Annotated in this window: 22 protein-coding genes and 4 pseudogenes; 19 read left to right on the top strand and 7 right to left on the bottom strand. The window is 47.8% G+C overall.

Features of this window, described 5'->3' with window-relative positions; all coding sequences use genetic code 11:
* A partial coding sequence (locus tag O3S68_RS22250; protein ID WP_269232550.1) for a hemagglutinin repeat-containing protein occupies nt 1-3,241 on the top strand: 3,241 nt, incomplete at its 5' end.
* Between the two features lie 12 nt (nt 3,242-3,253).
* On the top strand, nt 3,254-3,484 hold the full coding sequence (locus O3S68_RS22245) for a hypothetical protein (protein ID WP_269232549.1): 231 nt from the start codon (nt 3,254-3,256) through the stop codon (nt 3,482-3,484).
* Between the two features lie 123 nt (nt 3,485-3,607).
* Here O3S68_RS22245 and O3S68_RS22240 read toward each other — a convergent pair.
* Together O3S68_RS22240 and O3S68_RS22235 are read right to left on the bottom strand one after the other, a co-directional pair.
* Nucleotides 3,608-3,750: pseudogene (locus tag O3S68_RS22240) on the bottom strand (ArsB/NhaD family transporter); the annotation flags it as partial.
* A 63-nt stretch (nt 3,751-3,813) separates the two neighbouring features.
* Entirely contained in the window at nt 3,814-5,775 is a 1,962-nt protein-coding gene (locus O3S68_RS22235; protein ID WP_442913190.1) for a methyl-accepting chemotaxis protein, read from the bottom strand.
* Between the two features lie 974 nt (nt 5,776-6,749).
* Here O3S68_RS22235 and O3S68_RS22230 point away from each other — a divergent pair.
* Nucleotides 6,750-7,049, top strand: a complete 300-nt coding sequence (locus tag O3S68_RS22230) for a hypothetical protein (protein WP_269232547.1) — start codon at nt 6,750-6,752, stop codon at nt 7,047-7,049.
* A 28-nt stretch (nt 7,050-7,077) separates the two neighbouring features.
* Here the strand turns inward: O3S68_RS22230 and O3S68_RS22225 are convergent, their stop codons facing one another.
* Nucleotides 7,078-8,070 carry a tyrosine-type recombinase/integrase gene (locus tag O3S68_RS22225; RefSeq protein WP_269232546.1) on the bottom strand — a complete coding sequence of 331 codons (993 nt, stop codon included), beginning with the start codon at nt 8,068-8,070 and terminating at the stop codon, nt 7,078-7,080.
* A gap of 293 nt (nt 8,071-8,363) precedes the next feature.
* Here O3S68_RS22225 and O3S68_RS22220 point away from each other — a divergent pair, with 293 nt between their 5' ends.
* The gene (locus tag O3S68_RS22220) at nt 8,364-8,654 is read left to right on the top strand and encodes a hypothetical protein (protein ID WP_269232545.1); all 291 of its coding nucleotides are present in this window, start codon (nt 8,364-8,366) and stop codon (nt 8,652-8,654) included.
* Between the two features lie 172 nt (nt 8,655-8,826).
* On the opposite strand, the gene O3S68_RS22215 is transcribed toward O3S68_RS22220, so the two are convergent.
* Entirely contained in the window at nt 8,827-9,486 is a 660-nt protein-coding gene (locus O3S68_RS22215) for a hypothetical protein (RefSeq protein ID WP_269232544.1), read from the bottom strand.
* A 177-nt stretch (nt 9,487-9,663) separates the two neighbouring features.
* Nucleotides 9,664-10,860, bottom strand: a complete 1,197-nt coding sequence (locus tag O3S68_RS22210) for a hypothetical protein (protein ID WP_269232543.1) — start codon at nt 10,858-10,860, stop codon at nt 9,664-9,666.
* A 410-nt stretch (nt 10,861-11,270) separates the two neighbouring features.
* Between O3S68_RS22210 and O3S68_RS24350 the strand changes: the two genes are divergently transcribed.
* The 10 genes from O3S68_RS24350 (at nt 11,271) to O3S68_RS22165 (ending at nt 19,463) form a co-directional block, all read left to right on the top strand.
* A complete protein-coding gene (locus tag O3S68_RS24350; RefSeq protein WP_442913189.1) occupies nt 11,271-11,459 on the top strand; it encodes an NAD(P)-binding domain-containing protein in 189 nt (62 codons plus the stop codon).
* Complete coding sequence (locus tag O3S68_RS22205) at nt 11,437-11,754, top strand: NADPH-dependent F420 reductase (protein ID WP_269232542.1); 318 nt, start codon at nt 11,437-11,439, stop codon at nt 11,752-11,754. Before O3S68_RS24350 ends, O3S68_RS22205 begins: the two co-directional genes overlap by 23 nt.
* Before the next feature lie 18 nt (nt 11,755-11,772).
* Nucleotides 11,773-12,654: a helix-turn-helix domain-containing protein gene (locus tag O3S68_RS22200; RefSeq protein ID WP_269232541.1), complete on the top strand. Its 882-nt coding sequence runs from the start codon at nt 11,773-11,775 to the stop codon at nt 12,652-12,654.
* 101 nt (nt 12,655-12,755) lie between these two features.
* A complete protein-coding gene (locus tag O3S68_RS22195) occupies nt 12,756-13,502 on the top strand; it encodes an SDR family oxidoreductase (protein ID WP_269232540.1) in 747 nt (248 codons plus the stop codon).
* A gap of 971 nt (nt 13,503-14,473) precedes the next feature.
* Complete coding sequence (locus O3S68_RS22190) at nt 14,474-15,430, top strand: sensor domain-containing diguanylate cyclase (protein WP_269232539.1); 957 nt, start codon at nt 14,474-14,476, stop codon at nt 15,428-15,430.
* Between the two features lie 370 nt (nt 15,431-15,800).
* Nucleotides 15,801-16,298, top strand: a complete 498-nt coding sequence (locus tag O3S68_RS22185; protein WP_269232538.1) for a hypothetical protein — start codon at nt 15,801-15,803, stop codon at nt 16,296-16,298.
* Nucleotides 16,299-16,300: 2 nt separating this feature from the next.
* A complete protein-coding gene (locus O3S68_RS22180; protein ID WP_269232537.1) occupies nt 16,301-18,001 on the top strand; it encodes an S-type pyocin domain-containing protein in 1,701 nt (566 codons plus the stop codon).
* On the top strand, nt 17,998-18,465 hold the full coding sequence (locus O3S68_RS22175) for a DUF6392 family protein (protein ID WP_269232536.1): 468 nt from the start codon (nt 17,998-18,000) through the stop codon (nt 18,463-18,465). Before O3S68_RS22180 ends, O3S68_RS22175 begins: the two co-directional genes overlap by 4 nt.
* 501 nt (nt 18,466-18,966) lie before the next feature.
* Entirely contained in the window at nt 18,967-19,227 is a 261-nt protein-coding gene (locus O3S68_RS22170) for a hypothetical protein (RefSeq protein WP_269232535.1), read from the top strand.
* On the top strand, nt 19,227-19,463 hold the full coding sequence (locus O3S68_RS22165; protein ID WP_269232534.1) for a hypothetical protein: 237 nt from the start codon (nt 19,227-19,229) through the stop codon (nt 19,461-19,463). Before O3S68_RS22170 ends, O3S68_RS22165 begins: the two co-directional genes overlap by 1 nt.
* A gap of 231 nt (nt 19,464-19,694) precedes the next feature.
* On the opposite strand, the gene O3S68_RS22160 is transcribed toward O3S68_RS22165, so the two are convergent.
* Together O3S68_RS22160 and O3S68_RS22155 are read right to left on the bottom strand one after the other, a co-directional pair.
* Nucleotides 19,695-20,189: a hypothetical protein gene (locus tag O3S68_RS22160; RefSeq protein ID WP_269232533.1), complete on the bottom strand. Its 495-nt coding sequence runs from the start codon at nt 20,187-20,189 to the stop codon at nt 19,695-19,697.
* Nucleotides 20,190-20,685: 496 nt separating this feature from the next.
* Nucleotides 20,686-21,249, bottom strand: a complete 564-nt coding sequence (locus O3S68_RS22155) for a TetR/AcrR family transcriptional regulator (RefSeq protein WP_269232532.1) — start codon at nt 21,247-21,249, stop codon at nt 20,686-20,688.
* Nucleotides 21,250-21,385: 136 nt separating this feature from the next.
* Between O3S68_RS22155 and O3S68_RS22150 the strand changes: the two genes are divergently transcribed.
* The 5 genes and pseudogenes from O3S68_RS22150 to O3S68_RS22130 all read left to right on the top strand — a co-directional run.
* Entirely contained in the window at nt 21,386-22,105 is a 720-nt protein-coding gene (locus O3S68_RS22150; RefSeq protein WP_269232531.1) for an SDR family oxidoreductase, read from the top strand.
* A gap of 434 nt (nt 22,106-22,539) precedes the next feature.
* Nucleotides 22,540-22,680: pseudogene (locus O3S68_RS22145) on the top strand (SOS response-associated peptidase); the annotation flags it as partial.
* A gap of 31 nt (nt 22,681-22,711) precedes the next feature.
* A pseudogene (locus O3S68_RS22140) lies at nt 22,712-23,084 on the top strand (IS3 family transposase); the annotation flags it as partial.
* Nucleotides 23,085-23,119: 35 nt separating this feature from the next.
* Complete coding sequence (locus O3S68_RS22135) at nt 23,120-23,371, top strand: hypothetical protein (protein ID WP_269232530.1); 252 nt, start codon at nt 23,120-23,122, stop codon at nt 23,369-23,371.
* A 253-nt stretch (nt 23,372-23,624) separates the two neighbouring features.
* Nucleotides 23,625-23,801: pseudogene (locus O3S68_RS22130) on the top strand (transposase); the annotation flags it as partial.
* Between the last annotated feature and the right edge of the window lie 523 nt (nt 23,802-24,324).

Here is a 24,324-nt window from a genome sequence, read left to right as displayed (position 1 = left end):
AGTGATCAATGAGCAGGTGCGCCAGCAGGGCACCGAGATCGCCAGCGGCACTAACACGGTGATCCTCGCCGGACGCGATATGAACGCCGAAGCGGCACAGGTCAATGCAAAAGGCGATATCGGCGTGCAGGCCGGACGCGACGTCAATCTGACGACCGCCACCGAAAGCGATTACCACTACAAAGAAGAGACCAAAACCAAAAGCGGTTTCCTCAGTAAAACCAAAACGCACACCATTTCCGAACAGAGCACCACCCGTGAATCCGGCACGCTGCTGAGCGGCGATAACGTGACGGTGAAATCCGGCAATGACCTGCTGGTGAAAGGTTCATCCGTGGTGGGTGACGGCGATGTGGCGCTCAGTGCGGCGCATAACGTAGATATCATCGCCGCCACCAATACCGACTCGAACTGGCAGTTTAAAGAGAAGAAAAAGAGCGGCCTGATGGGCTCCGGCGGGATCGGTTTCACCATCGGTTCCAGCAAAACCAAACAGGATCTGAAAGAGAAAGGCACCACCCAAAGTCAGAGCATGAGCACCGTGGGCAGCAACGGCGGCGATGTGACAGTCACTGCGGGTAATCAACTGTATGTTGGCGGCTCAGACCTTATTGCCAAAAACGATCTCGCCCTGAGCGGCGACAGCGTGGTTATCGATCCCGGTCACGACAAACGCACCACCGATCAGAAATTCGAGCAGAAAAGCAGTGGGCTGACGGTGGCGCTGTCGGGTGCAGTTGGCTCCGCGATTAACGGCGCCGTTCAGACCGCGCAGGAGGCGAAAGGTGAAAGTGATGGTCGCCTGGTCGCTCTGCAGGCGACTAAAGCCGCCCTTTCCGGTGTACAGGCAGCACAGGGTGTGGCGGTGGCGCAGGCAACCGGCGATCCGAATAACGGCTTTGGTGTCAGTATTTCGCTGACCTCACAGAAGTCGAAATCTGAACAGCATGCTGAAAGCGATACAGTGACTGGCAGCACGCTCAATGCCGGGAATAATCTGGCTATCACTGCTAAAGGCAAAGGGAAGGGTGAAAACAGCGGCGACATTGTTATCGGCGGCAGTCAGCTTAAGGCCGGGGGCAATACCACACTTGCCGCAGCGAACGATATTGTGCTCAGCGGTGCGGCAAATACCCAGCAAACCACCGGAAAAAACAGCAGCAGCGGCGGTGGCGTGGGCGTCAGCATTGGCGGAGGGACTAACGGCTTCGGCATTAGCGTCTTCGCGAATGTGAATGCCTCAAAGGGCAATGATAAGGGCAATGGTACGGCCTGGACGGAAACAATCCTCGACAGCGGCGGTACCGTTTCCATGACCAGTGGACGTGACGCCATCCTGAATGGCGCGCAGGTCAGCGGCGATAAAATTGTCGCGGATATTGGTCGTGATCTGTGGATGAGCAGCCAGCAGGACAGCAACGATTACAAATCGAAGCAGACCAGTGTGGCGGCTGGCGGCAGCTTTACCTTCGGCAGCATGACCGGTTCGGGTTACATCAGCGCCAGCCAGGACAAAATGAAAAGCACCTATGATTCGGTGCAGGAACAGACCGGATTGTTTGCAGGGAAAGGAGGCTATGACGTCACGGTCGGCCATCACACCCAACTGGACGGGGCGGTCATTGCGTCCGCCGCGGCGGCCGATAAAAACAGCCTTGATACAGGGACGCTGGGCTTCAGCGATCTTCATAACGCAGCTGATTATAAAGTCAGCCACAGTGGCGTAAGCCTGAGTGGCGGTGGCACATTTGGCGATCAGTTCAAAGGAAATATGCCAGGCGGCATGATTTCTGCGGCAAGCCACAGCGGCCATGCAGAGGGAACCACGCAGGCAGCAGTGGCTAATGGCACAATTACTGTTCGTGATCAGGCGAATCAGAAACAGGACATCAGCGGACTCAGCCGCGATACGGAACATGCTAACGACAGTATTGCCCCTATCTTTGACAAGGAGAAAGAGCAAAATCGCCTCAAGGCGGTAAGCCTGATTAGCGATATTGGCAGCCAGGCCGCAGACATTGCACGGACGCAGGGTGAACTGAGCGCAATTGAAACCGCGAAAAAGCGGATGGGTAATATCAAGCCTGAAGAGCAGGCTGCAGCTCGTGAGCAATGGGCAAAAGAGAACCCCGGCAAAACGCCAAAACCTGAAGATATCAGTAACCAGCTTTACCAGAATTACTATAACGAGGCATTTGCGGCCACAGGAATGGGCACTGGCGGGAATATCCAGCGGGGTATTCAGGCGGCTACTGCAGCGCTGCAGGGACTGGCTGGCGGTAATGTTGCCGGGGCACTCGCCGGAGCATCCGCGCCAGAACTGGCGCATATGCTGAAATTCACTGAAGCTGATCCGGCCGTTAATGCCATTGCTCATGCGATTCTGGGCGGTGCGGTGGCCGCTCTTCAGGGAAACAATGCCGCTGCAGGTGCTGCTGGTGCGGGGGTGGGTGAAATTATTGCGCACCAGTTGTATCCGGATACACCACGAGAAAAACTGACAGAAGAGCAAAAACAGACTATCAGCTCACTGGCATCGATCTCGGCGGGACTTGCCGGAGGACTGGCTGGTAACAGCTCGTTGTCAGCTGTGACAGGGGCGCAGGCCGGTAAAAATGCGGTAGAGAACAACGCGGTAGGCTGTTCAATGGCTACCTGCCTGAATAATAATTCCTTAGATTTATCGCGCCCTACGTTTGGTGGTGGGATGGCGGGGGCAGGAGCAGGTGCAGGCGCCGCCTTAGGAGAAATAATATCTGATGCGCTAAAAGATGATGACAGTCCGAAACCAAATGTTGGTAAAGCTCTGTCAGATGGCGACAAAGTTGAAGCAGGAGGCTCAGGCTCAGGAACACCGGGAGGCTGGGGACCGGAGGACGAGGAAAATGGTCGAAATAAAGCAGGTTCAGATCGGCCTTCAAAACAAAATTTATCTGAAGCTGCTTCTTCTCCAAACAGAAATGGGTTAACTGATGCTGGACGGTCATTGCAAAAACATGGGGGAAGAGAAGGGTCTGCATACTCCTATTCAAGTCAGAAAGCATCCGTTCTCAATCAGGAAGCGCAGAGTATAGTTAACGAGATTCTGGATAATCCAGGAACAAAAATTGAAAGCAAAATTGTCTTTGAAAACAAGCAGCCTATAGAAGTCATTGATGCTAAAGCACCGGATGGAAGGATTTTGCGGTTTAGTTCCGATGGTTCTAGATTTATAGGATTCCGGGAACCACCGACAAAATAGAGAGGGTTAGAAATGTTAGAATATAGCGTAGGTAGTTCGTTGGACAGAGATGATCTTTATGCTGAATTATTATTCAATCGAGTTCAGTGGGGAGAAATTTCATTAGCTGAAGATAAAAAATCTTTAAATATAATCATTTATCCTAATGGTAATAGCATTTTTGAGTTTAAATATGATGAATTCTTGCTCTTGCTTGATAAAGCGAAAAAACATCTTCTTAGTCTTGAACCTTTAAGTGAATGATAAAATTCTGAGGTTCATATACCATAATGAATATCTCCTGAACGAAGGTGTTGCCAGTATAAAAATAACGATTCGCAGAAGCGTCGATTATCTTTGCCATATAGGAAGTCAGTTCCTGACGTGGCCTTTGTCTGCCAGCAGATTCAGCAAGCCGGACAGGTGCTCCGCGAGTCCCTGGTTACCCTGCCGTAGACCACCAGGTACATGCTCAGCGAGAAAATTATGATCAGCCTGGGCGCACTGCGTGACACTTTCCCGGTGTTAATTTTTTCGCTAACTATATGAATCGATTAGATAAGCCCTGCTGATTTATCAGCAGAGCTTGACCTTCAGTGATGGTCGTGTCGGGTGGAGAGCTTCTGCAACACTGTCAGTTGCGCAACTGCTTCTTGCATGGCATCCATACCTGCGGTCAGGGCATGCAGGCTGCTTAGATGTGTGGCGATACTTTCCCGCTCATCATTGGTTTTACTGCTCATGGTCGCAATCGTATCAGCTGCGGAAATTGAGTGCTGTGCCATGTTGCTGGCCGTTTCCACGGTATTATTCGCCACGTTGCGGATGCGAGAAATCGTGGTGACCGCCTGATTAATGTTTGCGGCGGTGGCATCCGCCTGTTCTTTTGAGGAACGTGCCAACCGCCGCACCTCGCTTGCAACAACGGCAAAACCACGCCCGGCATCGCCAGCCCGCGCTGCTTCTACAGCGGCATTGAGCGCCAGCAAGTTAGTCTGGAATGCAATGTTACTGATACCACTGGTAATTTCATTAATACCTGCAGATATTTTCTCCAGATCGTCCAGCCCTTCAACTAAACGGTTCTGTGCCTGCTGGCTTTGGATAGCGATATCGCTGATAGAGCGAATACTGTTTTCCGCCATCCCCAGGGTTTCATTCTGCGTCTGGGTCGCCGCTTCGAGCATCGGTAATGCCGTCATTAGCGGCCCCAGTTTCTGTTGATAGGCAACCACGCGAGAAATTACCCCACTCTGGAAATCATTCAGTGCTTCCCAGCGACGAAGCGCACGCTGGGCATAGTGCCCCGCATAGCTGGCATATTCCACCGGGAAATTTGTCATTGCTTTCACATCATGGTTGAAAAAAACCAATGCGGATAACGTCTGGTTAATTGGCACCCCAAGAATTTCCCCAAAGCTGGAAAATCCTGCAGCAGGCAAGCCTTTAAAAAAGTGAGCGTTATGCAGATGGGACTCACTGCCCAGACGACGCAGAATACAGTCGTTCATCAGGACGGCCGCAGGTTTACCAAGCCCCGTAATGAAATGATTCCAGTCCTGTTGTGTCGCCTGTTTAAAATCAGTTTCTTCGAGCAAATGCAGGCGATCACCAAATTCAAGGTCGCAAAAAAAGTGCACACCGTTACTGTCAATGGTCGCGACAGAGCGAATGAAGTATTCATCTCCTACTTTCACCCCGAAGGTGAGCCCTTTAAGTTTTTCGGTTAATTGTTGCTCATTACAGCGTAAATGTTCCGCCAGCGCGCTCGTAAAATGAACCTGCTGACCCTGTTCGTTAAATACGGATGTGACGGTACGGGCGACCGGATCCGCCTGAGCAATCAACCAGCTTTTATTGCACGGTTTAAAATTCTGGCTTTTGAAAGGAGCGAATGATTTCCCTCTCGACATGGTGCAAAAGACAATCACTGCTTTTCCCTGCATCACCTCACCGCCCACGCTTATCCATGTACCATCGAAAGCGAGTTTTCCTCCTGCCGAACCGCCAATAGCAAGGCAGGGGAAACGACCGCAGTTATACCAGGCCTGCATCAAAAAGCCTTCTGATGCAGAAAGCCCATCACAGTAAACCATAGCGAAAGTTTTCTCTGAGGAGAGCGGTATACGTACCTGCAACCTTTCGAGCTCCAGCTGAATCGCTTTGATTCGATCCGGAGCGGTATGCATATCTTTCACATGTAAATCAACGATATGTACTTCGTGTTGTGCAACCAGTGAGTCGGGCAGGAACAGCCAGCTGCCCTGTTGCCCCGCGCCGTCACAATAAGTCGTTTCGCGGCCGCTGCTACTCAACGCGCCACTGGAAGAAAGGGTGATTACGGTTAAGTCGGGAGAGGATAATTGCTGCCATGCCCGGCTGACGTTTGGATAATCGGCATTAGGCGGAACAAATGTCATCAGGATCCCACGGGATTTATTACTTAAGCCTGCCGCCGATAACGTTCTGGGCATATTTCGGCAATCATAAATGCCATTCGCTGGCTGGGAACGACTCCGGCGCAATGCTGCGGCTAACAAGCTTTTTATCGACATAGATGACATATCCTCACCATTTTTGAAAAACTAAATTTTTTACAGAATCTAAAGTTAGGACGAATTTATGAGGCTATATATTCTGCTTTCATTACATACTTCAAACGAAGCGTCAGATACAATTTAGAAAAATTGCTTTGATTACTTATTTCTTATCGCCTTGGCGGGCTAAATATTTAATTATTTTTATCGTCAGACAGGCGCGGCAATTATTAAAATAGTCAAAATAATCAATATATAACGACGCATAGCAGACTATCGATATATCATCCAGTAAAAAATATATACCAATTATGTGATACGTCTCAAAATATGGTGCGTAACTATCCATGGAGTCAAGCCTATATATTTCCAGACCTGACTGTTTCTTAGTTTTACCTTAAGATACTGTTTACTTTGAACACTCGGCCCCGAAATCCTGCGCCATTCAGAAATAGAAGTTAGCGTTTCATATCAACAAAACGGACCTTGCAGATCTCAAATCAGCCCATCCAATATAATGAAAGTGTGAGAAAAGCAGCTCAACAGTAAAAAGCAGATAAAACAGAGAAAGAAATACACAGACTACTAAGAAAGCTTGGCGAAGCAGGCGCTCTTGTACTCCTCGGACGTGGGGAAAATGCTAATGACAGGCCGCCACCGGACGGGATAGAAGCTAGTTAAAAAACAATACCTTCCTTGTAAAAGGCTCTCACACTCCAAAGCGAGGATTATTCCGGGAAGTTAAATTTATCTCTTGCCCTGCGGAGTTTATCTTCCCCGCGCCCGTCACACTTCTGCGTGGTGGTAATGTACATAGACCTGTTTTAGTTCCATGCACTTTTGAGATTTCCGGGCTTTTGATCCCTTCCGAATGTGGATGCCAAGTCAGATAAGAGATCCGGATGTCTCACCAGGTACGAACAGTTATAGTAACGCGCAGGTTCTGTCTCGCGAACAGAATAGAGAAAAATCAAACAAATGAGGTATCGGGAATGACCGCAGCGAAATGGCAATTTAATGATCCGCCAAATTTAGCCGTAATTGTGAACAAGGCAATTATCCTTAAAGGTGATTGGATTGCCTACGTTTCACATGATCTTGATGATGGAGGCTGGCAATTTCATGCGGATCAGCCTGAACCAGTTACGCAGGATGATGCTATGTTGGTCAGCTTGAAGAATATCGTTGACCTTGATCCCTCTATTGTAGATCTTGCTGGATTGCCGCCCGGATGGCATGCCTGTCGTGACAGCAAGGAAAGCAAATGGCAGATTTCAGCGCAAAATGTTTGATACCCACAAGCCCTTAGGGTTGAATTTTTCAATCAAAATCAATTTTATCCCTGGCCTTGCGCAGTTTATCTTCACCGCGCCGGTCATACTTCTGCGTGGTGGTGACGCTGGCATGTCCCATTGCATCCTTGACCGTAATTAAGTCCTCACCATTATCGAGCAGCGCCGTTGCGAAGGTTCTTCTGAGGTCATGGGGTGCGCACTTGTCGAGATCGGCCTCTTGCTGACGCACCTGCAGGATATGGTACACCGCCTGGTCGGTCAGGCGTTCTTCTGTCAGAAAGTCATGCCGGCGGATACGGGTGAACAGAGGCCCGGGATGCTCGCCACGAATCTGATCGGTCCACAACATCAGTCGTTGCCAGGCACCGGCCGGGACATAGGCCAGCCTTTCCTTGTTACCTTTGCCAAGCACTTTTAATGCGCGCTCACCGGGGAGAATATCTTCATAGCTCAGCGCCACCGCCTCTGATCGGCGCAGGCCGCAGCCAAGGATCACCGCCAGCAGTGCCGCATCCCTGACGCCTTTGCTACTGCGGTCGGCTTCACACATAGCGAACAATCTTCGTATCTCCTCACGTGACAATGCCCGACCGCGCGGCAGCGTGCTACCTCGGACGGAACGTACAGCACGGATGTGCTGATAATCATCAACATTCATCAGTTTCAGCATCCAGGCTTCCATCGCCACGCCGCGCAGTGCCGAAAGGTAGGTGTTGACCGTGGCTACTGCCAGTCCCGTATCTCGCAGTAACTCTATCAGTGCAAGTACATGATGACGGCGCAGTTCTGCCCAGTTGCAGTCAGTCAGATCGCTGGCACCGAGAATGCGCGCCACGATATTGAGGAAGGAGGTCATGGTTTGCCGGCTGCGGACTGAATTCAGCGATAGCAGGTACGCCTGCGCGGGATTAACTTTCGTGACAGTGTCACTATAAGGAGCAGGCGATTTGGCTTCGCCGGGCACATTCACCGGATGCCGGGCAGGCTGATTACTTTCGGTATCAGTTAATGGGGGCATTGTGAACCTGCATCGTTTTTGTCATAACCGGGCAGCGAGACCGGGCGAAACACACCGGCGTGCTGTGCAAAATCTGTGGCCGAATGGTCTACTCAAGCGTATCTCATTTTCTCTACTTTTTCAAAGGTACATTTTAATAAGTAGAGATGAATCACTTCAATGAGATCAACTGATGCTCCTGAGCCAGAAGCGAACAGAACAAAACCATTGGATATGGGCTTTCAAATGCCTAAAATGATGGGGACTGTAGTACACGATTAATTCTGAGTTAAACGTTTAATAATGGTGGGTGTATGATGCAAAAAAAAGTGATCATTTCTCTTATTTCCATGTTAACCGGCACAGCATATGCGGGCGAAGCTCACGTGTGTAATTCTCCGGATGTACCCGTGATGGCTCCACATAAAGCAAGACTTAACGATAATACAGTTTTCAATTGCGAAAACAAAATTTCCGGTACAATACCAAACCTTGCTCGTGAAGGGTGGAAAATAGTACAGGTGATGGAGCAAACCGGTGAAATGAACGTCACCGATCCATCCAGATCCACCACATACACTCAACTTATAATTCAAAAAGAGTAAACTTAAGGTAATGCCAGAAATGAACAGGATGTCATAAGGATTAAATAATAGATAAACCGAGTATGCCTGCAAATAAAATATTTCTCTCTAGAAATAATGCAGATATTTTGGCTTCATATAAAATCAAAGCCGAATTAAATTCGGCCTTGTTATTGCTATAAACAAAAAACTATCAAAAAGTATCTTTTTCTTTCTCTTCCAGAGCATCACGGTAACGTTTTTGCTCAATAATAGAAAGAGTCGGGTCAGATAAGACACTTCTTCCTTTAATTGCAATATCATAATCAATCTGTGATTGCATTTCATATTCCTTATTTGTCTTATAAGGATGAACTTGATTGTTGACTGATGATGTATAAGTACCAGAAAAGTTTTTCTTGCCTGCGCATGAAAGATAAGCAAGGAGGCAAGCGAGCATGAAGAAAAATGTCCATACTGCGCTACTTCCATTGATTGTGTATCCCCCATTGATCCTGTCAGCAAATACCGATTGAACCCTGACAACATAAACAATCATGAAGGAAGAAAGAATAATAGCCCGACTTATACCGATGCTCAAAAACTTACGAATATAAGAGATTGTTGAAATAAGTAATATTCCAAAACAAACAACAGCCATTAACGTTACCCATAACGGAAAAGTGGAATATTTTTCCGTTATGCTGTTAGTCAGTGTCACAAGTGAAAAGACCAAGAATATATTAAGAATAAAGATCCTTATCGCAATTGAAACTTTGATATTGCGGCTTACCTTTTTAAGAAAAAGCACTGGAATCAAAGATGGTATATTTATCAGAAGCCCAATCAACACAACCATAAAAATTGAAGTCATAACTCCCCCTGTTGTTACTTTATTTGCTCACCAATTTTCGAAAGAAAATCAGGATCGCTATTATTCAGTCTTTCTTTAAAACCCCAGAATATATTTCCTGTACTAGTAATATTACAGGAAAAGAAACTGAGATATTAAAAAAAACCTCTGCCAGTAGCAGAGGTTTTCTATGTTAAATTATTCTGTAGTCAGTTTTAGTGGATGAGCACCATTGTAATTAACTTCACTGCGCACCAGCATTGCCTGCAGTCGACCTGAACTATCAAGCTCATCATTAAGTGCAAAATAGTGCACGACATAATTATTATGTCGCATTTCATCTTTTTCTTGCTGGAAAATTTCATTCCAGGAACGCGCCTCACCTTCATCTTTCGGTTTCAGCATACACGAAGAAAGGGAAGTTTCAGCATCCCAGTTAATACTAATATTCTGACGGGAAGTATAGGTGTATCCACCGCTATTCTGTTGCGGGCATCCAGCGAATGTCAGAGGAAATACATTCTTATCAAAATCATATTTTTCCGGGAATGATCCCGGTAAGAACATATCTAACACTGGATCGCCAGAAATAGTGGCTTGTGATATTTCGGTCTGACCTTGTGCGGTAATGAATTTAATGAACTTGATGTTCTTATATTGCTCAACCTTTTCCATCATTGCTGGTATAGCGGTCTTTTCAATATCCCTTTTTTTGAAATCATCCTGCTCATTGTAATACTGTGCGTTTGTTAGGTTAAGCATTTCCTTCTGGGTCAGATTTTTTGCACGTGAAATAAACAACCATGTAAGATCTTTTTCGCTGATAAAGTGATAACCTTCAGCTGGAGTCATAAGCACTTCATTTTTAAGTTGCTGGGTTTTCTTTTGTTGTTCAGCTTCTTTCTTTTTTAATGTATCCAGTGCTTCCTGCTGTTCTTTGGAAGGATGACCCCGTTCTACAGACTCAGCATCATTTAAAATGCTATAACCTAAATTTGACGCTGCTGAAATAACTTCTTTTCCTTCATTATCGATGCTCACTACCGCTGTCTGGTTTTTGAGTTCTAATCTGTTAGTAATCGGGCCTGCGGGTTGAATGCTAATATCGAAATTACAGGTTTTTTGCTGATTTTTTTCATTTGACGAAGACTCACGTATATTACGCAATTCTATATGGTTACGTTGAATATAATCGTCCTTATCGGAAAATTTTATTGCATCAATACCATAATCGTCAGAATGAGACTTATAATAAGAAAAAGCGTTACCACCTACCAGATCGAGTACTAATTTGGAAAATGATGAAGACCCACAATCTGGTTGTTTGTCTCCGCAACCTACCAATAAAGTTGTTATTAAAAATAGTACGGATGGCAGTATAACTTTATTATTCATATTCCCTTCTATTGATAAATGTTAATTTGGTTTTGAGGTTACATACCTGTAAAATTATATTCCTTCTAATGAGCAGACACAACTTCAAAACAGTACTCGTGGGAACATTTATTGGTGTAAAAACAGGTAGTTGCTACATTGACAACTTTTAAGTTAAGCAATGGTTAAAAGTTTCGTTTAAGTTACCAATCCAACATAGGAACACTTTTTAAACGAAGCCAGCAAGGGTTGTGCTGCCGAGCAAAAAACACTTGTCATCCCCTTACCAGAGTTTTGAACCCAGTTGCACTAAAACCTTCGCTAGTGATCCTGGCCTCTAATATGGCTCCAGTACTCTTCTGTAATAACCGGCTTTTGTCTGGCTGCATGTTCTGTTAAGTAATAGCCGTGGTTCTGACAGCCTGACAGATGTGGTTAAAACATTGGGTACTGGCGCTCGTGCAGGTACCGTACAGCAAGCTGCTGAGGCAGAAATAGTATTTGTTAGCACTAACTGGAACAGGACGGAAGCTGCGTTAAGAGGTATAAATTGGGAGGGACGTATTCTGATTGACGCCACCAATCCGGTGCTTTTTTTTGCCAGATTACACACTGGCTGAATTGGGTAACAAGAATTCAAGCCAGGTTGTTAAGGAATGGGCACCGGGTGCCCGTATCGTCAAAGCCTTCAACACTATTCCGGCAAGTGTGTTAGCACATGATCCAGCTCAGGCAGGTGGGCGTCGCGTCGTTTTCGTTTCTGGCGATCATGCTGATGCGAAATCGGAAGTGGAAAAATTAGCCGCCATAATTGGCTTCGCCAGCATAGACCTCGGTAGCCTTGAAATTGGTGGTAATTTACAACTATTCCCGGGGGGATCTCTGCCCGCTATAAACCTTGTGAAATTGGCATAGTTGAGGTTGACGATAAATATGATAGAGCGGACTTCCGCAGAGGCATTCGAAGAATACATTCCCGGCGAACTGCTCAGGGAACATAGGGCACAATCTTCCCGGGATGTATTCGTGCAAATCATAAGGCGTCGGCAGGTTCAGGAAAATATCATCATTCCAGCCGTACCAGAACCATTTATCGTCTGGATTCTCTCTGGTCAAGCGCTCGTCGAAGAGCGCTCCCCAGGAGGTGAATGGTTAGCAAGCCATGTCTCCTCAGGTGATTTTTTTCTCACCACCTCCGACTCTCCCACAGAAATGAGATGGGAAGCTGAGCCTGGTACTCCTTTTGTCGTTATGCACGTCTATATCGGGGTGTCCATGATGCAGGGTATCGAACTGAAGGAAGTATCGGGTGAACGCGACCACAAGTTATCAGCTTTGCTGGAATTTATACGTGACGAGCTCTACGTACATCATCCACCCAGCGGACCGTTCATTCAGGGTATCGCTCAAGCGCTGGCGGTGCACCTAACCCGCACGTACAAAACTGAGGTGAAGCGGTTTCGTGGGGGCTTGCAAGCCTTCAAATTACACAAGGTTTTTAAGGCGATGCGCGAAGACATGGCTAAACCATTTGACTTAGAGCAGTTGGCCAAACTCACTGATCTTAGCGAATATCATTTTAGCCGCGTCTTCAAGCAGTCTACCGGGCTTTCGCCTTCTCTTTATTTTATTCGGATGCGCATGGAAGAAGCTCGCCGTCTGCTTTCCGAAACAGATGAGTCCATTATTAGTATTGCCCTGGCGGTTGGCTACAACAGCCCCAGCCATTTTGCCTCAGTATTTCGCAGGCATAACGGCGTGTCACCCAGCCAATACCGGAGCGACCACGTCCATAGCAAAACAGCAACAGTCTGAGCAATTCGCCGCGAGAAAAGCCTATCTGACGGAGACATGATTGAAGAGTACTTCAGACATTCATTCTGAAGCAGTGACACTAACTCACATGAGGATCAATTATGGAACTTAAAGATAAAGTCGCTATCGTCACCGGTGCATCAAGTGGGATCGGGGCAGCCACCGCTAAAAAATTAGCGGAACATGGCGTCAAAGTCGGACTCGCTGCCCGCCGCCTGGAACGTCTGCAGGTTCTTGTTTCCGAGATTAGGGCTGCAGGCGGTGAAGCCATTGCGCTGGAGATGGATGTGACTGACCCGGCCTCCGTCGCTGAAGGCGTGGCAAAACTGCATGAAACCTACGGTCAGATAGATATTGCTTTCAACAATGCCGGCCTGATGCCAATTTCTGATATCGACAGTCTTAAACTTGAAGAGTGGAACCGTATGGTCGATGTGAATATCAAGGGGGTGCTGAATACCGTCGCAGCCGTACTACCTATTATGCAGGCACAACAGTCAGGGCACATTATTAATACCTCCTCGATTGCTGGTCGGAAAACATTTCCCGGGCTGGGCGTGTACTGTGCAACGAAGCATGCGGTGACGGCATTTTCAGATATTCTCCGCATGGAGATAGCGCCTAAATACCATATCCGTGTAACCACGCTACAGCCCGGCGCAGTTGAAAGCGAGTTATTCGAACATATTACGGACGAAAACTACCGCGCACAGATGGAACAACTGAAGCAACAGATGAAATTCCTGAAGGCAGAAGATATTGCTGATTCCATCATCTTTGCGCTGCAGGCACCGGATCACGTGGACATGGCAGAGTTGTTCATTATGCCTACTGAACAGGCATGGTAAGCATCTAAGCGGAGCCGGGCCACGCGCCCGGCCCTGCCGGTAAATTCTCGTCTTTTGTTAAAAAAATGATGGTTTCATACGTTCCGGCGAAGTTCATGATTAGCTGTAATTGCTGGCCTCCATCCTGGAGACCAGCAAACCAGAAAAGGCGGCATCGCAGTTACTTTAGTCGCGTGTCCTAGTTCAGCATTTGTCTCTTTATATGCAGTGCCTATGTAGGTCAAACCTTGAAGGCAAGAAGGTGCTGGAGCCGCAGAGGAGTGTTGCTGGCCGTAATAAGGGAAAATTTTGCGGGTTTCATAGACTCTCCGATATGCATATGCCTTGTATTAAAAAGATATGCATGCCGGATAGTGGGTTCATTCATACAGAAGCATGATATTCAGCTGTGTTTGGCAGTTATGAAAATATCCAGTGTTCAAATAGGTTCCAGGAAGAACTGAAGTAGGCCCAAACCTATGATCATAATGAAATGTGTACTGCAACACTGGGCGTAAAAGCGGGAAAACCAGGCAACGCCGGTAATACTTAGCACCAACATCAACTTACAAACCGCCACCTAATCCTGAAAAGCAGTTCTGCTCCGGGTCAGAGGCCTGGTACCGCGTTTATACCTTAAAGTATGTTGTAACTAAAATGATGTTGCAGTGAATTCATTGCTGGAAGCACAGCATCAAAATGCCCTGATAACCGCTCACTGAATCGCTACGGGTTATACAGGCACCCCATCCCCACCAACCCGACGTTTTGTCAGCGATTCAGTGATGTTTAACTTTCTACTAAAAGAGGGGGCTGTGAGCTGAAAGGCTGCGACAGGTGAAAAGCAGGCGGGATCACAAGTCGTGAGCCGCGTAGCAAACAGGCTGTCCATTATCGTTTGAACTATATTGTTCTAATGACGTGGAAGGCTTAGCCAGTCTGGATGCAGTCAACGTAGCTGACATAAAGCAAGTATATCTCTGCGAGGCCGTATGAAATTTCCAGGAATCCCCGAAAATGAAGAAGAACGATTAAAGTCTCTCCATCTGGCAGACCTGCTTGATACAGGTGCCGATGAACGTTTTGATCGTTTAACTCGCCTTGCAAAAAAGGTCTTCCAGGTGCCTGTCGTACTAATAAGCCTCCTTGATCGCGAGCGCCAATGGTTGCTTGCATGTGAGGGGCTGGGTATTAAGGAAACGCCCCGTAACATCTCCTTTTGTGGTCATGCCATTTTGCAGGAAGGCCCCTTTATTGTTAACGACGCAGCTAATGATGAACGCTTCCACGATAACCCTCTGGTGACGGGTGAGCCTTACATCAGATTCTATGCAGGCTACCCGGTACATCTGCCTGATGGACAGGTAGCAGGTACGCTTTGTCTGATCAATACCACTCCCCGTGGCTTTAACGACGATGATATTGCTTCACTCAAGGATTTAGCCTTTATTCTGGAAGATAAATTCAGGGTGATTGGAATGGCCATGACAGATAGCCTGACAGGTATCGCTAATCGTCGTGGCTTTTACAGGACGGGGGAAAAACGATTCCGCAGCCTTACTAAAGATAATGCGGCATTTAGCCTTATCTTTATTGATCTGGATAGATTCAAACCTATCAACGATCTCTGGGGGCACGCTGAAGGTGATGAAGTGTTAAAAGTATTCTCAGCGCTGTTGCACCAACATCTTGGTGCCGGAGATATCGTAGGACGTCTTGGTGGGGATGAATTTGCCGTTCTCGCTACGCAGCAGGCTCATGCTGATGCTTTCTTGAACAATCTTCGAAAGAGTGTGGATGAGTACAACAAAAAATCGGGTAAGCCGTACAACATTAATTATTCCTTTGGAATGTTGCATAGTGACGCGCGTCGTTACCAGTCGCTGGGGGAGATGCTTAAAGAGAGCGACGAGGTGATGTACTCCGCAAAGCGTCGTAAGAGGATATAAGCGCACATCTTTCACAACTTGTCCTCATGCGTTCAGTAACAGGTGAGCGAACAGAGATACCGCTCGTTCCTTCATCGCTCTCCCCTTCTCTCTGCATGTTTGTTCCTGCTCGAAGCGGCAGTTTACCTGCAAAAGACGCAACCGCTCCGCTCCCTCACCGGGAAGCAAAATCAACGTTCATTCCAACAGATTTGGCGACCTGCCTTATGGCTCTGACTTAATGCTGGCCGCCAGATGGACCAACCAACAGCCATCCACTCTGTGCCAGATCCGTGCTCTGCACCGACAATCAGAAAAGGAAAATTTAGATTAAGTTCAGCAAAGAGTATGATAGCCAGGTAATTACCCAGATAAATTAAAAGGATTTAATATGTCACAGCAGTTTACCAACGATCAGACGCCGGAGATGTTGGCCGGAATGGATAAATCCCCTTTCACTCCGGAACAACTGGCGGAAGTGAATGGCGAGGCCCGGGCGTTGATTGAGAAGCAGGAGGCATTCTGCCGTGCGCATCTCGTGAAAGCCATTCACCGCATCGCGGTAGCCGGTTGCCTGACCCTTCGTGGCGGTACCGGGGATGAATTCAACCCGAACCCGGAAGTTGGATACAAAATTCGTCAGGAAAATGGTCATTGGGTCAGTGTCCTGACCGTAGGCTGTACTGTGACTTATCCTGACGGCAGTTCAGCCAGGATCGTCAGTAGCGCGGGAAGCAAGCATACCTGTGGGGGGCGGGAGATTGCGCTCGTGGGCAGTCTGCTGAGCAATGGTGACCGGATAATCAGTACACCACAATCAGCAGGAATGCTGATTGTGCGAGATGGCGTACCGATGGGTGATGACGTTCTCTCCGCCGGTCATGAATAGTTATGGGTGGCTATCGAACTAACTGTTACGGTCGCGGTCTTGCCCTGCACGGGGATAAAACTTCAACGGGGGCGACTATTTGCTCGACCCTGCCGAACTGCACCGAATACGGCCGCGCCGTGGTGCGGGTGGGTGATCCAACGACAACGTGTCCCAGGTGCGGACAGCCAGGAACTATTGTTGACGGTGAGCCAAATTCATTGTGGAACGGTGCGGCGGCAGCGGTAGATCGTTCCACCGTCCGGTGTGGCTGTCCTCCGGGAACTAATAAAGTGATCGCGCCGGCAGGACAGTGGCTTGGCTCTGGTCCTGCGCCTGAGCAGGTGGCTCAGGAGAAACACGCTGCGATGCTGGTTGCCCGTCTGAAGGAGAAGGAGGCGGAAGCAAACCGGCTGGCCGGGGAGCGGGAACGTAACCGGGTGTTTGCAAAATCCTGCCTGCGCGCAGAGGGCTGCAACGATGCGGGCGTTCGGCCCGAGCCACATAGCAACTTTGCGCAGATGTCTTTCTACCGGGCATTACCGCCAGTACACGAAGCGGAAGACAGCCCGGTAACGGATACAGAAGCACCGCAGCGGGCGCAGGCAGCGAAGAAGAAGCCCACCGCCCCGGAGGACATTCCGAAACCCAGGAAACGCAGTGCTCTCTGGAAATGGCTGAACGGAAACCATGAGGAAATCGACTATCAGGCGGCAGTCACAACTGTCGCCGCTGCCACACGGGCACAGGCTGCAACTGCCGGGGCGAGTATACTGGAACAACTTACAGGACGAGCTCTGACCTATGGTACGTGGGCCGTACGCGGCACTGCCGGTGCGCCGGTGGCCGGGTTACTACTCGGCATGATGCCCGGACGACTTAATGATGGTGAGCAGGATTTTATCGACCGGATGCGGGCCGAACAGATGCATGAAGTGCCCACGCGGGTGCGTTATACCTGGGAACAGGACGGCAAAGGCAACCCTGTACCGCGTGGCTGGCACACCCCACCGGGGAGGGATATGGTGCGGGTGCGAAAAATGGAGTGGGACAGCCGCTACCAGGCATATTCCTTTACAACGCAGGAAGAACCCCACATCACCATCATCTGGACACCGGATAATTCGGGGGTAAATACGCCGTCGAACACCGGTAATCAGGTGCAGCCAGTGCTGCCAAACCCGGTGATTGTGGATCCGCTACCGGATAATACGGGTATTACGGCTACGACCAGCCCGACACCCGATGAGAAGCATTTTGCGGATTACATCCTAATCCTGCCGGTGCCAGATATTCCGCCGATTTATATCTACCTGAGCAAACCGCCAGTGGAATTTCTGGAGGTGGAGCTGTACAGCGACTTCAAGCGTCGTTCGCGTCAGGGAAAATATGAAGCTGACCATATGCCATCAAGGGCTGCTGTTGACGCTTATTTGAGAGCTAACTATCCACTGCTGGACGATAATGAGATCCTTGCACTGACTGATCAGGTTTCCGCAATAGTCATTCCAAAAGAGATTCACCAGAAGCTCAGTGAAACTTACGGCGGACGTAATACACCGGCGCAAATCGAACTGGACTCGGGTAACTTGCGGGCTGCAGTGGATCGTAATCTGGACGCTATTAAATCGGCGTTGAAAGAGCATGGCGCGACTGAGAGCCAGATAGAGGCAGCAAGAGCGAAAATGCATAAGTTAAACAGAGAGATGGGGCTGTATGAATGACCGTAAATGTTGATGCGCTGATAAATAGCTTGGGAAAATCGTATCAGGACATGCTTGATAACAAGTTAATCCCTTACAAATCAACGCCAAAGGGCTCTTCTGGAACACCTACTATCAGTCTTGATATGGCTCAGGAAGGGGTATTTCTTTCGTTCTGGCGAGAAGGTCAGATACTGAAATCCATTACACTCAGAATGCAGCATGAAACGATAGCTGACTGGGAGTTTCCCAACGAACTACCGAGTCCGTTGCAAAAAAATATGTCGCGCCAATGGGTACATAAGAATGTAGGGGAACCATTAAAAAGTTCACCTCCCTATGTCGTCATGAAGAGAGCGTTTGGCTGGACCGATCTCTATGAAGCTAAAGGCCGGGCGCTCCCGACCAGTATGCAGGTCAATTATGACGTAATGGGTGTTGTGAGAACGGTCACTTTTATGCCAACTTCTGAACTCCGTTGGTGATCCCGCATCCCGGAGGGTTTAAAAAAGATCCTCCGGATATCACATCTGTACCTCGTCAACTTGCAAATAAGGAACCACCATTTAGTGCAAGTTGTTTCAGGTAGCACGCAATATATTAAGGGCTTCAGCCTTACCTTATTCATAAGAGATCATTTATTCACTGGATAACCTCGCGGTGGATAACGGGGAAAATTCCAAGCATCTTCTCTTTGTATGCAGCTATCCCACAGGGAGGTCACTCTGTATTTTGCTTATTTCCATCGCGTGCCTGGGGGCACAACTGAGCTAACAACAGGTAACGACGCTGTCACCGTCCGGGTCTTCGGGCATGTTTTACTGGCTGCGCACTGCTCGCCAAGTCTAAAATTATTCACCTCAATATGATCCGCTATGAGCGAAAAACGTACATCGCGACTCGAACAGGATTTCTGATAAGATAAGACATTGATGAAAAAGCATTCATTATCCAGCGCTTGGCGAAGACAATGAAACGGAGGCGTAATGTTCAGCCCGGAGTTTATAAATGAAAAACGCGGCGAGTTTCTACTTGTGGCCAACCACAGTCTGGCATCACCGGAATCGATAAGACTCAGTATTGCATACAATATTGCCAGAATAAGCTGGGGACTATCGCAACTTCCACCGCACATTCAAACCTGCCGGGTCGTCTATGACATCACAGGGCAGTCCATCTCTGTCCAGGTTCAGGACCAAGTCAGGCAAGCGCTTGAGCAGGTAGCCATTGTGGAGTTTAAAAACTGATGGGACTTCAGTTAATTATCAAAGCAGAACGTAACAAGATAGAAAAAGCATTGGGATCGCTGACACCAAAATGTGAAATATTTCCGGTCGCTGAAGGCCTTTTCGGTGTTTCCATTTCAGAGCGAAGTCTCTCATCCGCGGGCGAAACTGCCGTTCAAAAAAAGCTTGAACCACTCACTCGTTTTGACCTGTGGCAGGGAGCCTGGCAAGAACCCAAGCGACGTTGGCTTTGGTGAGTTTCAGCGCTGAGCGAGGTAAGGAAGTCGCATTGCATGTTGGGCTCAGATCTCCTGTTTTCATTAACAAAGCGGCTAAAATTCTCAATATTAAAATATGAATGTCCGCTCCTGGCACGAAGCAGACAAGTTACGTAAGCTGAAGGTCCGCTGTGAGCGAACAGCGGAAGTTCGTAATTTATCCCACAGCTGATGACGCGTGTTAATAAATGCTGAGTAGGTCACAATTTCTTACCTTTCCTTTCGGATCAAAGAATCATACTCACCAAAATCGGGAAATGTATCATAATTCCCTGCCACATCGACCATTGTTTGACTCTCTTCTAATTTATAGGGATGGAACTGTTCTTCTCTTACTACAGTGCTACCATCTTCGCTAAAAATATATGTAGTACCATGCAACACATTCAATATACCTGCACCTTCTCCATCACGCTCAGCAAACTCTCGATAAATAGCCATTGATAAAAACAAACGATCGTCATCAATTATTTTAAAATTGTATAGCAAAAACTCTTGTAAGTTTTCATTTAGAAAGCTTACCCCAACCCATCCTTTGCTTTTCATTACTTCAATAAAACATGATGGTGTAGAATCTGAACCAATGAGTGCGGTATAAGACTCACCAGTAATATGTTTTTTATATGCTTTCTTTTTTAACCATATATCTATTGGTTTGTTTTTTGCCCTAAACCATGATTTACAATAAAATACATCTTGCTTCATTGATAAACTTTCCCATTTGTATCACGTATTACCACTCCAGCCTTGTCTGCTGCATTCAAAACCGCTTGTGGAATGGGTTTTACCTGAGGAGGAACTTCTAAAATATTAAGTCCCACGCAGCGTATCGCCAGCCAATGCCCCACCTGATGGGACTTTAACAATGGTCGCGCCTACAGGATACTTATTTACAGCTTCCCGAATGTAACTGGTCGCCGTCGCCTCTTTGATATCAGCAGATTGTGTGAACTTACGTGACACAATCTCACCTGTAGTTGGGTTGACCTGCTCCCCATAAATTAACATATCTCAACGTTATCAACGTCTGCTGCTGGCACGAAGCGGACAGCACTTATAGCAGCCATGTATGCTGTGCATGTCACCTTTCGCTTGTATTTCATATGTTACTGATTTTCCGTGTGTCCGGAATGCGATATGAAAGCCGCCCGCAGTGGCGTCCGGCTTACCTGATCCGGTGCCATTTCCGCAGAAGCGTATTTTAACGGGTCCTGAAGGTGTCCAGATAGGCGTTACACATGATGATGAGCTGCCGGAGCACGCTTTCGGTGTGTGGTGGAGCCAGATCCTGCTCAAAAACATTACGCACGGTGCCGAATATGACAGTAATAAGCGTCAGGTTGACGCTCCTGACGTCCTGAAACGTTATGTCACTGGCGGTTTCAAGCATCGCAGTCGTCGCACTGTTTACGCGGCTGGCAAACGTGTCAATCAGCGGCTGATTGTCCAGTTCTGCGACAGAACGGTAGAGCGCTTTTGTCACTTCAATGCGTTCTGTTTTGGCCTGCCAGTAGGTTGTGATTAATGCCTCAGTCATGGCGCTAACCGTCGCGCCACGATGGTTCCGACAGGTGATTTCAATCCTGTCGGCAAGCGCTGCTAAATAACGTTCATTGAGGGCATAAACCAGAGATTCTTTGTGGGGAAAGTACTGATACATCGTTCCTACGGACACGCCTGCCCGCTCGGCGACGCGAGTGGTGGTGAGACGATGTATGCCGTCAGCTACCAGAAGCTGAATGGTGGCTTCAAAAATAGCGTCCATTGTCACTGCTGAACGGGCCTGACGCGGCGTTCTGCGGGGCTTCAGGTAAGTGTGTCTGGATGTTGTCAAAAGCGAATTCCAAAGCTGAATGATGCTTCATATATTATCTCCTTACCGCATACGGAGGAAATAATCGATGAATGAGCAACGCATCGCTCTGGTTACCGGAGCTAATAAAGGCATTGGTTTTGAGATTGCACGTCAGCTGGCGCAGGCTGGAGTGATTGTTATCATGGGGGCGCGGGACTTTGGCCGCGGTAACGCGGCTGCAGAAGTGCTGAAGACTCAGGGCTTGTCCGTGCAACCCTGTGAACTCGATATCACCCGGCATGACAGCATTGCCGCTGCAACTTCATTGATTAAAGCTGAATTTGGCAGGCTGGACATCCTGGTAAACAACGCCGGTGTATTTGATCATGCAGATGGTCCCCCGGGCAAGGCTGCCATCGAGGCAGTCCGTCACGTGATGGAAACGAATTTTATTGCGACCCTTGCAGTCACCCAGGCAATGCTGCCGCTGCTACGGGCCGCACCTGCTGCCCGGATAGTCAACGTGTCGAGCTCTTTAGGTTCGCTTACGCTTAACGGTGACCCGACCTCCACATATTATTCCTCACAATTTATTGGCTACAATGCCTCCAAAGCTGCTCTGAACATGCTTACTGTTCAACTGAGCGAAGAGTTAAGGAACACCGGTATAAAAATAAATTCTGTCAGCCCTGGGTTTGTAAAAACGGACCTTACGGGCTATGGAACAATGACGCCAGCCGAGGGGGCGCGCCTGCCGGTTAAATATGCCCTTGAGGGGGATGAATCCGGTGCGTTTATAGAGCCTGACGGCAGAACCCCCTGGTAAGCTGCGAGCCGGAAATATCGCAGTACTCTGTTTTCCGGCTCATCTGTCCACCTTTCCTGGCGAGAATGGTTTTCTCAATATCAGCAACATCCGCTTCTGGCACAAAGCAGCATTTCTGTAAATATCGGCTATCATGGGGTGTCAGGATGGCAGAGGTTCAGATCCTCTCGTGTCGGCTAAAAAAACCCATCAAAACCAACCTGTTACGGTTGTTTTTTTATGCCTGCGATTCCGACAAGGTAAAGCGAAGATAAAACTATCTGTCTGTTCAGTACGTTTTTTGAGAGGTACTTACCAGAATCGCCGACCGTTCCTTTACTTAAATTTCCGTGTACTGTTAAATCAAATTCCCTTATAAAACGTAGTATTTAAGGGTGCGCCCAGTTTTTCTCCCTGCCCTATACTTTCAGCATTACAGTGCTGGGGGCGTCTATGTGTGGACGTGTGGACGTTTTGCACAAGCTCAAACCCGTGAAGAATATCTGGCTTACCTGGCCGATGAAGCCGAACGTGATATTCCATATGCTCCAGAACCCATTGGACGCTATAACGTGACACCGGGAACATCCCTTTTAGAGTGCCTGAAACTCATCTCCTAAAGTTCCGCTCCTGGCTGTATGGCGGCGTAACCCCCAAAAAGAAGTGCTGGTTCACTCGGATCCGGGCAGTCAGTACACAAGCCATGAATGGCAGTCGTTCCTGAAATCGCACGGACTGGAGGGCAGCATTATCGTTGCGGTAACTGCCACGATAATGCGGTTACAGAAAGCTTTTTCCAGTTGCTGAAGCGTGAACGGATCAAGAAAAAGATCTACGGAACGCGGGAAGAAGCCCGCAGCGATATTTTATTTACATCGAAATGATTTATAACTGTCAGCGCCGGCGTGGTTCTAGCGATCAGATGTCACCGGCTGAATATGAAAAACAGTATTATCAACGGCTCGGAAGCGCCCAGATTATCCGTGGCAATTCAGTTTAGGCAGAATTACTCTGATTACATCAGGTGGTAAGAGGATGGACTTGTTACAGAAAGAATGTATTGCCAGCGTTACGTTATTTGATGTCAGAGCTTCTGAAGGAGAGTTAATGGTGTATGAAGGATGTATCGATCACATCCTGAGCCATTGTTCAGATGAAGAGATTTTTCGTATTACTGGCTGTGGTGATAAAGACGAGTTAGCTTTTTATAAGGATGAACTGGTTAAATTGATTAGGATGGTTGAAAGGCCTGAGTATTTGCCTGATAAATATAAGAAAAATGGTTAACATCCTGTTTAAAAAAATAGACTCAGACAGTTAATTTGAACCGTCTGAGCCTTTTGGCTTACAGCCGCATCGTTAAGGACTTCTGAAGGATAAATGGCCTAAGGATTGACCCTGGCCCGAAATCCTGCTCCATTCAGAAACAAAGTTCCAGGATGATACTGACTCCCGGGAGCGGAGGTGATTGACCTGCTCCCCGTTGATTAATACACCGCGATGTTAGTAATGTCTTCATAAGCCACATGAGGACATCCCCATGAAGAAGCGTTTTTCCGACGAACAGATCATCAGTATCCTCCGCGAGGCTGAAGCCGGGGTTTCTGCCCGGGAGCTCTGCCGTAAGCACGCCATTTCCAACGCCACCTTTTACACCTGGCGTAAGAAGTATGGCGGTATGGAAGTGCCCGAGGTTAAGCGCCTGAAGTCGCTTGAGGCCAGAAAACTCGTCAACAAAGGGAATACCGTCGCCGCCATGCACCTGTATGACGGTCTCACCCGTCTTCAGTTTGTTGACGAGATTAAATACGTCATCAATCGCGGAAGCCTGTTTCAGACAATCTTCTGCACTCATTATTAAACCAGCGAGCCTGTTATGGTCGGTATTCAGACGAATGTCGTCTATTCCCCCGGCTATCGCCATTTCATACCAGGTATCATTTGCGGCACGGGCCCGTTCCAGCCATAGTTCAGGATCCAGTTGCCCATCATAAACCTGTTCAAGGCTTTCAATAATCAGCTTCGCAATAGTAAAAAAAACGTTTAGCAGTCAATAGAAAACATTAAACACCCACTGGTAACATGTTAAAAATATTTATTGTTATCAAAGCAACAAATGCATCACTTGCGTTTTATTTTGGCATGCTCAATAAGTATAAATTACTCTTAGAATTCCTTTAATCATTTCAGCACAATAGAAAAATAATATGTCGAATTCACCATTCTCGGCTATAGTTATT

It is taken from the genome of Kosakonia sp. SOY2 (assembly GCF_027109175.1).
Taxonomy (GTDB): domain Bacteria; phylum Pseudomonadota; class Gammaproteobacteria; order Enterobacterales; family Enterobacteriaceae; genus Kosakonia.
Note: the sequence above shows the minus strand (reverse complement) of the source record. Positions and strands in the feature narration are given on the sequence as shown.